This window comes from Sulfuricurvum sp. (genome assembly GCF_028688295.1).
In the GTDB taxonomy this organism is placed as follows: Bacteria; Campylobacterota; Campylobacteria; order Campylobacterales; family Sulfurimonadaceae; genus Sulfuricurvum.
Map to the genome: position 1 here is coordinate 17,772 of NZ_JAQTYM010000024.1, position 11,260 is coordinate 29,031.

The 11,260-nt window shown below is 44.8% G+C and carries 12 protein-coding genes; 1 reads left to right on the forward strand and 11 read right to left on the reverse strand.

All coding sequences use genetic code 11. The annotated features are described in order from the left end of the window. Positions 1-10: 10 nt before the first annotated feature. Genes PHR02_RS06835 through PHR02_RS06880 form a run of 10 tightly spaced genes read right to left on the reverse strand, consistent with a single transcriptional unit; the run spans position 11 to position 9,051 of the window. Positions 11-1,363, reverse strand: a complete 1,353-nt coding sequence (locus tag PHR02_RS06835) for an SLC13 family permease (RefSeq protein ID WP_299990507.1) — start codon at positions 1,361-1,363, stop codon at positions 11-13. After that, complete coding sequence (locus PHR02_RS06840; RefSeq protein WP_299990508.1) at positions 1,363-2,253, reverse strand: NAD(P)H-dependent glycerol-3-phosphate dehydrogenase; 891 nt, start codon at positions 2,251-2,253, stop codon at positions 1,363-1,365. The genes PHR02_RS06835 and PHR02_RS06840 overlap by 1 nt, the downstream gene beginning before the upstream one ends. Next, positions 2,250-2,948 (reverse strand): NAD-binding protein, encoded by a 699-nt coding sequence (locus tag PHR02_RS06845; RefSeq protein WP_299990509.1) that lies wholly within the window; start codon positions 2,946-2,948, stop codon positions 2,250-2,252. The genes PHR02_RS06840 and PHR02_RS06845 overlap by 4 nt, the downstream gene beginning before the upstream one ends. Beyond that, positions 2,945-4,510, reverse strand: coding sequence for an ion transporter (locus PHR02_RS06850; RefSeq protein WP_299990510.1), 1,566 nt, complete (start codon positions 4,508-4,510; stop codon positions 2,945-2,947). The genes PHR02_RS06845 and PHR02_RS06850 overlap by 4 nt, the downstream gene beginning before the upstream one ends. 7 nt (positions 4,511-4,517) lie before the next feature. Next, positions 4,518-5,945 (reverse strand): Asp-tRNA(Asn)/Glu-tRNA(Gln) amidotransferase subunit GatB, encoded by a 1,428-nt coding sequence (gene gatB / locus PHR02_RS06855; protein WP_299990511.1) that lies wholly within the window; start codon positions 5,943-5,945, stop codon positions 4,518-4,520. A gap of 17 nt (positions 5,946-5,962) precedes the next feature. Continuing rightward, positions 5,963-6,514: a thiamine phosphate synthase gene (locus PHR02_RS06860; RefSeq protein WP_299990512.1), complete on the reverse strand. Its 552-nt coding sequence runs from the start codon at positions 6,512-6,514 to the stop codon at positions 5,963-5,965. Further along, positions 6,511-6,789 carry a hypothetical protein gene (locus tag PHR02_RS06865; RefSeq protein WP_299990513.1) on the reverse strand — a complete coding sequence of 93 codons (279 nt, stop codon included), beginning with the start codon at positions 6,787-6,789 and terminating at the stop codon, positions 6,511-6,513. Before PHR02_RS06865 ends, PHR02_RS06860 begins: the two co-directional genes overlap by 4 nt. A gap of 6 nt (positions 6,790-6,795) precedes the next feature. Next, positions 6,796-7,473 (reverse strand): F0F1 ATP synthase subunit A, encoded by a 678-nt coding sequence (locus tag PHR02_RS06870; RefSeq protein WP_299990514.1) that lies wholly within the window; start codon positions 7,471-7,473, stop codon positions 6,796-6,798. A 59-nt stretch (positions 7,474-7,532) separates the two neighbouring features. Then, on the reverse strand, positions 7,533-8,360 hold the full coding sequence (locus PHR02_RS06875; protein ID WP_299990515.1) for a bifunctional riboflavin kinase/FAD synthetase: 828 nt from the start codon (positions 8,358-8,360) through the stop codon (positions 7,533-7,535). Continuing rightward, positions 8,341-9,051 carry a TlyA family RNA methyltransferase gene (locus PHR02_RS06880; protein ID WP_299990516.1) on the reverse strand — a complete coding sequence of 237 codons (711 nt, stop codon included), beginning with the start codon at positions 9,049-9,051 and terminating at the stop codon, positions 8,341-8,343. The genes PHR02_RS06875 and PHR02_RS06880 overlap by 20 nt, the downstream gene beginning before the upstream one ends. 85 nt (positions 9,052-9,136) lie before the next feature. Here PHR02_RS06880 and PHR02_RS06885 point away from each other — a divergent pair, with 85 nt between their 5' ends. Beyond that, complete coding sequence (locus PHR02_RS06885; protein ID WP_299990517.1) at positions 9,137-10,330, forward strand: FAD-dependent oxidoreductase; 1,194 nt, start codon at positions 9,137-9,139, stop codon at positions 10,328-10,330. On the opposite strand, the gene PHR02_RS06890 is transcribed toward PHR02_RS06885, so the two are convergent. Continuing rightward, positions 10,256-11,260 (reverse strand): BRCT domain-containing protein (locus PHR02_RS06890; protein ID WP_299990518.1); only part of this gene is annotated, 1,005 nt, incomplete at its 5' end. The two genes, PHR02_RS06885 and PHR02_RS06890, sit on opposite strands and share 75 nt — an antisense overlap.

Here is an 11,260-nt window from a genome sequence, read left to right on the forward strand (position 1 = left end):
CTATCACCTTTTAAAGTAAATTTTTCCAATAAAAATGGGCAAAAAGGACAATTAAAACAATCCCTATAACGTTTAAAACCAACCCATAGCGTGCCATTGTACCGATGCTTATCACCCCACTGGACATCACAATGGCATTAGGAGGGGTGGCAATCGGCAGCATAAACGCGTAACTCGCACAAATCGTCGCTACCATCATAAAAAGAAGCGGATCAAAATGATTTTGAATCGAAAAAGCGTAAATCACCGGAAGCATAACCGAGATCAGTGCCGTATTGGAAGTAATCTCCGTCGTAAAGGTAATCATCGTCGCAATTGCCAACAAAATCATCCACGGAGCCAATGTCCCTAAGACTCCCAAACTCTGCGCGGTCGCGTCCGCCAATCCCGTATCTGAAAACGCTTTAGCGATTGCGAAACCTGCTCCAAACAAAAACATAATTCGAAACGGGATTTTACCTTTATCTTCCATCCAATCGAGTAAATCAAACTGCGGTAAAAATAATAGCAGACCAAAAGTAAGCATTACCCCCTCTTCCGCTAACCCTAAACCATTCCAATAGGGTTTAATCGGAGCATTGACAAGCAACACGGCCATCAGTGTCCCGAGCAAAAAGAGTACTTTTTTCTGCGCAAAGGTGAGAGGAGGATGAGACTCGCTCGCATGAGAAGGCTCATCTCCCAAGCCGATTCCTAAAATCCAACCCATCATCGCCAACATCACCAATGCCAACGGAGCGACCATGATCACCCACTGAACAAACGGAATTTGCGGAAGAGAATGCTCCCCTAAAATACCTAATAATATCAGATTAGGGGCCGTTCCCACAGGTGTCATAATCCCCCCTATACTTGCTCCATAGGCGATTGCAAGAAGATAGCGCATCTGTACGGCAGGGATGGTAGAGAGAAAAAGTCCCATCGACATCAACAATAACGTTGTTGTGGTGTTCGAAAGGAGTGAACTTAACGCTGCTGCGGTGAATGCCAATGCAAAAATCACCCCTTTAGCTGTTTTAGGAAACAACCCTAACAAATGATGTGCCATCCATCGGTGTAACCCGCTTTTTTCGACCGCTATCGCGAGTAAAAATCCACCGAAAAAGAGATAGACGATAGGATTGGCGTAATTAAGTGCCGTTGTTTTCGTATCGGTTATCCCAAAAGCCGGAAACAGTATAATCGGTAACAATGAGACAACCGCCATCGGTAATGCTTCGTTGCTCCATAACGCAACCAATAACACAATCGACGCAATCAAAGCGGCTTGAGTAAAGGTTAGCAGTAGCATCGAGAGAAAAAATACACTCGATGCGATCCCCAAAGCGATCCATAATTTTTTTGATTGCTTACGTGTATCCATCAGCGCTCAATCAAATCGCGCAAACTTTGTTGCGGTGATTTTCCCTCAAGTATTGCGTACACTTCTGCCGCAATCGGGAGATATACACCTCGTGCCATCGCAATTTCATGCAACGCATACGCCGTCCCGATCCCTTCACTCACTTCGCCGATCTCTTCACATACTGCCTCTTTGCTTTTTCCACTCGCTAAACCAAGACCCACCCGATAATTACGTGACATAGAAGAGCTGGCGGTTAAAAACAAATCTCCCGCTCCACTAAGCCCCAAAAAACTCTCATCCTTAGCGCCATACGCTTTTCCAAAGCGCTGCATCTCCACCAGTCCGCGTGCGATCACACTCGCCGCCGCGTTATGACCTAGACCTAGCCCCTCACATATCCCCGCCGCGATGGCTATAACATTCTTATACGCCCCCGTAATCTCCGCACCAATCACATCATCACTCACATACGTGCGGATAAACCTCGGAAAAAGTGCCGCAAACTCTTTTGCGCTAGCATCTGAGACAGAGTTAATAACCAATGCCGTCGGAAGAGATTGGATCACTTCAGCTGCAAACGATGGTCCGGAGAGAAAACAGAGATTTTCGTCGGGAACATACTGCGCATAGATTTCATTTAAAAATTTCCCGCTAGAAGCTTCGATCCCTTTTGCCGCAACAAGAACCTTTTGTCCGCTGAAGATGAAATTTTCTTTCAGCCATTTTCCGATTTGCTGTGCCGGAACCGTGATAATGAGATACTCACACGCCAGCACTTCAGAGAGTGATTTAAAATTCGGCCATTCACGCACAGTACGAGAAGTGATAATTACTTCGTTTTTTTCACTCAAAGCAAAAGCGAGAGCTTCACCCCATTTACCTGCGCCAATCACTCCGACACGTTTCATGACACTCCCTCAATGACCGATTTAAAAGCTTCAATTTTCTCATCATAACCGACAACGACCAATATGTCTTCAGGATCGATGTGATGATTATGCCCTTTCGCTGTAAAACTGAAAGTCGCCGACAAAGCATGATCCACAATCGCCAATACCAAAACGTCATACTTTTTTGAAAAGTCAATATCATGTAAATGTTTACCTACGAAATTCGAGGTATGCGGAACCGTTATTTGGGCTATTTTAAGAGACGATTCTTCATAAAGAATATCATGAAGAACTTCGGTTACAGTCGGTTTTTCGAACATTTCGGTAATAACATTTGCCGTAATTTGAAGCTTTGGCATCACTTTGTTCGCCCCGGCACTTTTGAGTTTAGCCGAACTCTCATAATCGCTCGCCAACGCGATAATAGGCATCTCCCAAAAAATCGATCGCAGCGAAATGGTTAAAAAAACATTCTCAGCATCATCTTCCAAGGCACAAAAAACAATGAGAGAGTTAAGATCGAATCGCTTTAAACTATCCCAATTTTCACTTAAATCAAATAGTTCTACCGCAAATTCAGCCTCTTTGGCTGCACTATATTCCGACTCATTTTTGACGAAAACGGCAAATTTTTCGTAATCGTCTACAATTTGCAGTGCGATTTGTTTAGCGTATTCATTAAAACCAAAAACAATCGCTCCACTGTATTTCATCGTTTCCCTTTGGCATGTTTGTGCAGAAGTGTTTTAAATTCATCGATCAACGCTTGTGTCCCGATCACAATCGCTACATCCCCCGCATCAATACGAATTGATTGAGACGGATTAAAAAGAAATTTCCGTTGCAGTGTTTTGTAAATTCCCAAAAACATCAAACGGCGTTGGAACAACCCCATTTCAACCGTGTCAAAGAGATGATTTTTCGTAATATTATCCAAAGCAATCTCTTCAATCAATACGCCGCTATTCTCTGAACGAAGGGCATGAATCACTTCAAATGCAACCGGACGACCGCTCACCTCTTTAGACATCAAAGCGACTAACTGTTGCGTATAGACAATTTCGTCAATCCCTGCCAATGAGAGCTTCCGACGGTTTTCTTGCTGATGAAGAATCGAAAGAATCTTGACCTTTGCATTCAATTCTCTAATCGTCAGCGCGGTATAAACATTCAATACGTCGCTTTCATGCAGTAAAACGGTCCCTAAAATCTGTCGGTCCCAATCGATTTGCAACTGATGATATGAGTGCAATGATGCAGGGTTCAGCGCCAATGCGATGAACCCCTCCTTTTGAGCTTGTGCTACTTTAATAGGATCAGCATCAAGGATCAGTGTTTTTGCCCCTTTTTTCTTAAACTGCCACCCCACCTGCTCAGAGAGGGTAGAATAACCGCAAATAAGGTAAAAACTTTCCATTTTAGAGACGTTTTCGATCAGTTTATCCTCTTTGATCTCATCGAGTTTTTCAGTAAATGCCGATACCACGATAGAGGTTGCAAACGAGATAACCGCGATCCCCGCTACGATGATCGCCATTGCAACTGTACGCCCCTCCGTCGTTACCGGCACCATATCCCCATATCCTACAGTAAAGATCGTTACAACCGACCAATAGAGTGAATCAAATAGAGTATTGATCGGGGATGCAGGATTATTCGCTTCCATGATATAGATCAAAATCGATGATACCGAGATAATAACGGTTGCAAACAATCCAAGAGTCAAAATCTCAAATTTTTTAGAAGAGAGGATCGATACAAATTGAGTCAAACTTTTAGCGTATCGAAACAGTTTAAAAACCCGAAAGAGGATGAAAACCCGTAGTATTCGAAGCTCATGGAAAAACGGCATGATTGCCATTAAATCGATCAGTGCGGAAGGGGAAAAAATATACTCACTTTTTTTAGCAAGAATTTTGCGATATGCTTCACCTAAACGAAACGGTCTCTGTAAAAATAGATCATGCTCATACTGTTCAATCACCACTTTAGAAATATCGCTGTATATCCAAAACCGAATTAAATACTCGGCTAAAAAAATCACCGAAATAATGTAATTATTAAAAAAAAGTAACTCAGGGCTAACCTCATGTTTAACATGCCGAATCAAAATCAAAACACTGACAATAATCAGTGTAATCATCGTGTAGTCAAAAAACTTTTTATAAGGATACGATGAGTTTTCGAGAAGATTGTGAAAAAACTTTTTAATATGGCGATAGCGCGGGGATGCGTGGAGAAAAAAAGCTGCTCCTAGTATTCCCCGACTGATCATGCTATATCTATTGTGCTAATTTAGCTTGGAGAATTTCGTTGAGAGTATTCGGATTCGCTGAACCTTTAGACGCTTTCATCGCCTGACCGACAAAAAATCCGAAAAGTTTATCTTTTCCTGATTTATACTCAGCTACTTTATCAGTGTTTGCGGCGAGAATTTCATCGATTAACGCTTCGAGGGCACCTGTGTCACTCACTTGTTTAAGGCCAAGTTTATCAATCGCCTCATCGATATCGCCACCATTTTCGATTAAGTAATCGAGAACCTCTTTCGCCGCTTTACCGCTGATGACGCTCTCTTCGATACGCTTGACGAGAGTTCCGAGCATCACGGCACTGATCGGCGAGGTTGATGGGCTCATCCCACCGCTCAAACGCCCTTGGAGTTCAACCGTGAGCCATGTTACCGCATTTTTTGCACTGATCCCCTGCGCCAACATCTCTTCAAAATAATGAGCTGTTTCCAACTCAGCCGTAATGACTGCCGCATTGTATTCGTTGATTCCGAACTCACTCACGAAACGCTCTTTTTTCGCATCGGGAAGTTCCGGAATGTTACAGACTTCGGCATACATTGCATCATCCACGATCACTTTGAGCAAATCGGGTTCAGGGAAATAACGATAATCGGCCGCTTCCTCTTTACCGCGCATCGATCGGGTCTCTTGTTTTACTTGGTCAAACAATCGTGTCTCTTGAACAATCTCGCTCTCATACACACCGTCTTCCCACGCTTCACGTTGACGCGCTACTTCGAGTTCAATCGCACGTTGGATAAAGCGGAAACTGTTGATGTTTTTGATCTCGACACGGGTGTAGAGTTTCTCATCCCCACGAGGTCGGATAGAGACGTTAACGTCAACGCGGAATGACCCCTCTTGCATATTCGCATCAGAGATATCGATGTAACGGACGATAGAGTGGAGCTTTTTGAGATACAAAATCGCATCTTCGGCTGAGCGCATATCAGGTTCAGATACGATTTCGAGCAGTGGTGTCCCCGCACGGTTTAGATCCACTTTTGAGATAGCCCCATCATGGATATTTTTCCCCGCATCGGCTTCGATATGCGCGCGATTGATACGGATCATTTTATGGCTTCCGTCTTCGAAATCGATCACGAGTTTCCCATGTTCAACAACCGGTGTATAGAGTTGTGTGATCTGATAAGCACTCGGGCTGTCAGGATAAAAATAACTCTTACGGTCGAAGAAACTCGTGCGGTTGATCGTCGCCCCTACCGCTGTACCGAACATCCCCGCTTTTCGTACCGCTTCTTTGTTAAGTACCGGAAGCGCACCGGGAAGTGCCAAACACGTTGGACAGGTGTTGGTATTTTGAGTGTGGTTAAAACTCGTAGGACATGAGCAAAAAAGTTTAGAGTGAGTGTTGAGCTGGACGTGAACTTCCAAACCGATAATGGTTTCAAACATACGAAAAAATCCTTGGTTTATATAAAATAGCGGATAGAGGCGAAACCGTATGCCCCGCACTCCTCAACCGCTTTTATTTGCTCCTCGGTCGTAATCCCGCCGAGCGCAAAAATAGGTACTCTTATTTTAGCCACTATTTCTTTTAAATCCTCTAAACCCTTGGGCTTTCCTTTGTTTGGAGACTCATATATAGGGCTGTAAGTGATCGCATCGACACCTAAATCCTGAGCCTTTAGTGCTTCGTCGTAAGTATGGGTACTGATAATAACATAAAGTCCTAAGGCTTTCGCGTCTGTTATCTCGTCAAACTGTGTCGAGGTAAGATGCACTCCATCGGCTTTTAATTCGTGTGCAAGAAGATAATCACCATGCAATAGAACACGAGAGATACGATAACTTCGAGACACCGCGATAAATGTTTTGGCAAGATCACGATAATGAACCGTTTGTTTGTCTCTGAAAAGGGCAAAATCGGGGAGGGCGTGTGAATAAACGACATCGAGTGATGCTTCGATGGTCTCGGATGTAGTGCCGTAAAACATGGGATCCGTGATAAGGTAGTGTTTCACGTGTCCGTTGGTGTAGCTTTTACTGTATCTCGAATTTCTTCGAGGAGTTCATTCTGTTTTTCCAAAATATCGTTTCGTTCCCGTGCCATAGACATCGTCTCTAAGACTAACAATAAAAATACTGCCAAGAAAATAAAGAGGAACGTAAACATAATCGCGGGAACAATACCAAGGAAAACGAAAGATTGAAAGGTAACCCAGGCTCCGACGATAACGAAAGCCCAAGAGACGCCTCCGAGGAAGCTTAATAGTGCGTCGAACGTACTTCGCTTCATACGGACTTAGTGGTCGTCGTGAAGAAGAACTGCACCGCCGAGGTAAACGTAGGTGAGCATCATGAAAATGAACGCTTGCAAGAAAGCCATAAATGTCAATAATGCAAATGGAATCATCGGCAACAACCATGGAGCCAACATCAAGATTACCATCAAGAACATGTCGTCACCTTTGACGTTACCGAATAATCGGAAGCTCAAAGAGATAATACGAGAGATGTGAGACACGATCTCGATCGGGAACATCAACCATGCCAACCACCATACAGGACCCATAAAGTGTTTCAAATAGCTGATGATACCGTTACGACGGATACCTTCGAAGTTATAGTACGTGAAAACAACCAAAGCAAGTGCTAGGGTGAAATCCAAAAATGCACTCGGTGCTTCAAAACCAGGGATTACACCGATAACGTTAGCGATACCGACGAAAAGACCGATGGTCGCAACGAGTGGAAGATAACGACGCGCTTCCGCTTTACCCATAACGTCCGCACCCATAGCGAGTACACCGCTCAGGTAAGCTTCCATAACGTTTTGTGTTCCTGATGGAACAAGACGAAGATTTGACGTAGCCATTTTCGCGATAATCAACACGATTGCTGCTGTAAGAAGCATGTGTGTGAGGAAAATGAAGCTATGATCGTGGCTGATTAGGCCGAAGAAGGTAAACAACTCACCCATAAGTAGCGTTCCTTTGCATGAAAAATTAGCGGGATTTTACCCTGATTGACATTAAATTCCTATAAACTGAGATGAATCAATTCACGACGTGCGTTTAAAATATCATCATTGATTGCTATTTTAAGCGATTCGAGGCTCTCAAACTTCTGATTTTTGCGTAAAAATTTGACAAAACTGATAGATGCTCTCTCACAGCTTTGGATACTCTCGCCTAAAATATGGCTTTCCACTGCGTAACTTCCATCCGTTGTGACACGATGCCCGACAAAAACGACGGAGGGGTGAAAATGTTCCTCCCCATCGATTCGAGTCAGTGCGGCATATACCCCCTCATAGGGGAGGAGATACCCCGGACATTCGAGATTGATCGTCGGAACGAGATCGGTTTTACCGATCCCCTGCCCTTTGATCACGGAACCTTTAATAGAATAGTTATGCCCTAAAAAGCGGTTGGCTCCGCTAAGATCGCCAATTTGGATTTTGGTACGGATTTTATGAGAATGTACCGAATCTCCCTCGATACATACTTGATCGATTACTTTGATCTCACCCTCAAAGAGTTCTCCTAAATTAGCATGAGAGTAGCGGCGATTTTTTCCAAAATGGAAATCGTAACCAACGACAATTTTTTTTAGATGAGGAAACTGCTCTCGCAACATAGCCACAAAAGCCTCCCCTTCTAAATGACGAATATCTTCGAGAGAATAATAATGAATCGGGTAGTGGGTATAGTGTTCACGCTCCTCTCCTGGGGTGAGGTTGGCATATCCCGTCTCGATGACGACAATCGCTCCGTGTTTCCCTAACTCGTTGAACAATTGCTGATGTCCAACATGCATCCCGTCAAATCCGCCGATGGCGATCGATTCAACCTTTGACAAAGCCATAACACGTCTCCTGATTTCCCTCTTTACCCGCGATATGGGCAACCTCTTTGGCTATGAGTTTCCATCCCAACAGTGCACACGTATCTTCGAGGCGGATCATCGCTTTGCCGATGGCTTTGTCGTCTTTTACCACCCCGTTTTTATCCCGTTTCACTTCACGCCCCACTTGAAACTGCGGTTTAAATAGGAGAACAATATATTTGGAAGCAAGTTTATCGATTGATTCGAGGATTAGCTCCAGTGGGATAAATGCCACATCGCACGTGACAATCTCAAAAGGGATTTCAGCACTAAAGGAGCGAATATCGGTATTTTCATGGACGACTACGCGTGAATCGCTCCGCAAGGAAGGATGAAGCTGATCGCTCCCCACATCGACACAAGTGACACTTGCAACATCGTTTTCAAGGAGAATTTGGGTAAATCCGCCCGTAGAGGAGCCGATGTCGAGGGCACGAAGAGTACTCAAATTCCATTCAGTATGAGGGAGAAACCCTTTGAGTTTAATCGCCGCACGGCTTACATAGAGCTCCGTATCGGCGATCTCAACAACCATCGTTTCAACGACATCAAACGAGACTTTATCAATGATTTTTCCATCAACACTAACAGCGTGTTCTTTAATCAGCTGCTGCGCTTTATTCCGGCTCTCAACGAGGCCGCTTTCTACCAAATAACTATCAAGTCTCATTGTGTTCCATTATTTTTTAATACGTTATCGTGACATAACTTTGTTTAGGATACCATTGCGGATTAGTTTTAGGGTAAGGATTCAAATGCAATCAGTTCATGTGGTAATCATCGGCGGGGGGTACGGTGGTATCCGAGCGATGGAACATCTCGCCCATAACAGCCATATTACTATCACCCTCATTGATAAAAATCCTTACCACTATATGCAAGCCGAAGTGTATGACTTTATCGCCAACAAAGTCGATATGTCTGCCGTGATGATCGATCTCCCCTCATTAACGAAGAGTTTTGGTTTAGTCGAGTTTATCTGTGCAGAAGTAAACAGTATCGATACCGCCGCACAAAACGTTTCAACACCGACGCAAACCATTCACTACGATCATCTCATCATCGCGACCGGAAGCCGAACCTATTTTCCCGATTTCATAAAAGGGCTTCGTGAACACACTCACGGGGTCAAAAGTATCCCCTCGGCACTTGACTTTAAACAGCAGTTTGAACGCTCTCTCCTCAACCGCATCGAAGCCCAGAGCCTCGGATGCGATGTCGAACCGTTTAACATTGTCATCGGCGGAGCGGGACTCTCTGGGGTAGAGATCGCAGCAGAGATGGCGGCGTATGCCAATAGTTTTTATCAAAATGGTAATTTCGGATGCCGTGGGGTGGATGTTTATCTCATCGATGCGTATGAATCTGTCCTTTTCGGGATGGATTCGTTTTTGATTGAGAGCGCGTATGAGCGTCTCATCAAACTCGGTGTACACGTCTGGCATAACAACCGCATCAGCGAAGTACGAGAGCATGAGATACTCCTCGATAACGGCAAAACCCTAAGCTTCGAGTTTATGATCTTTACCGGAGGAGTGTGTGCATCAACTCTTACCCAATATCTAGGCTTTGAAACCAACAATAAAGGGCATTTGAATGTCGATGAGTATCTAAACCTCCCCAACCATCCCAATATCTATGCCATTGGCGATATCACCAATGCCCTCGATGAGAACGGCAAATTTATCCCCCCTACTGCTCAACTCGCTGAGCGTGGAGGCGAGAGTGTTGCTCGAAATATCCTCCGCACCCTCCGAGGCAAAGAAAAACAACCGTTTCGATTTAAAAACCAAGGGGTGATGATCGCACTCGGCGGCGAATACGGGGCCGGATTGCTCCCAGGAGGGATCAAGGTAAAGGGTTACCTCGCCTATTTAATCAAAAAGACTATTTTTCGGCTCTACACGGATCCGCTCCGTCGACGAAGCACTATCGGAAAGCGACGTTAAGGAGCGAAATTCGCTCTCAGTGAGCAATGTTACCCCCAACTCTACCGCCTTGTCATATTTACTCCCCGCATCTTCACCGTACACAACATAATCGGTCTTTTTCGACACCGATGAAGCAACTTTGGCTCCCAATGATTCAAGTATCGCTTTGATACTATCACGCGGTACTGACATCGAGCCCGTGATAACAACGCTTTTCCCCTTAAACGGGTTCTCGTGAGCTTCGATTTTTACAGGTGCTACGGGTTTTAAAATCTCTCTCAGCGTCTCTATTTTCTCACTATTCACACGGACGAATTCGAGGATTGACTCAACCATCTCTCCCCCGAACCCCTCCAGTGCCAAAATTTCTTCACGGCTTGCCGTATCAAATGCCGTTCCAAATGCTCCGCACAACGTTTTGGATGCCACTTCGCCGATATGCTCGATCCCCAGCGCATTGATAAAACGCCAGCAATCGCACCCTTTGACCGCCGCAATCGCATCGATCAGATTACGGCTCTTTTTCTCTTTGAACCCCTCTAAGGATAGGAGCTGTTCCATCGTGAGACTAAAGAGATCACTGAGTTCTCGTACCATCCCTGAGCTGTGAAGCGCTTCCACGATTTTATCCCCTAACCCGTCGATGTTAAGACATTGTTTAGAGGCGAAATAGATGATCGAGTTGACCACACGCGCTTCGCACCCCATGTTTTGACATTTGATGAGCGCCCCCTCATCGAGAAGTTCACTCCCGCACACGGGGCACTGCGTCGGACGAGGGATGATTTGCTCACTTCCGTTTCGTTCTGAGGCGATCACCTTGATGATTTTAGGGATAACATCACCGCTTCGCAGGATGATCACCTTGTCCCCGATTCGGATGTCTTTACGTGTGATCTCATCAAAATTATGAAGTGTCGACCTCTCGACAGTAACCCCCTCGATATC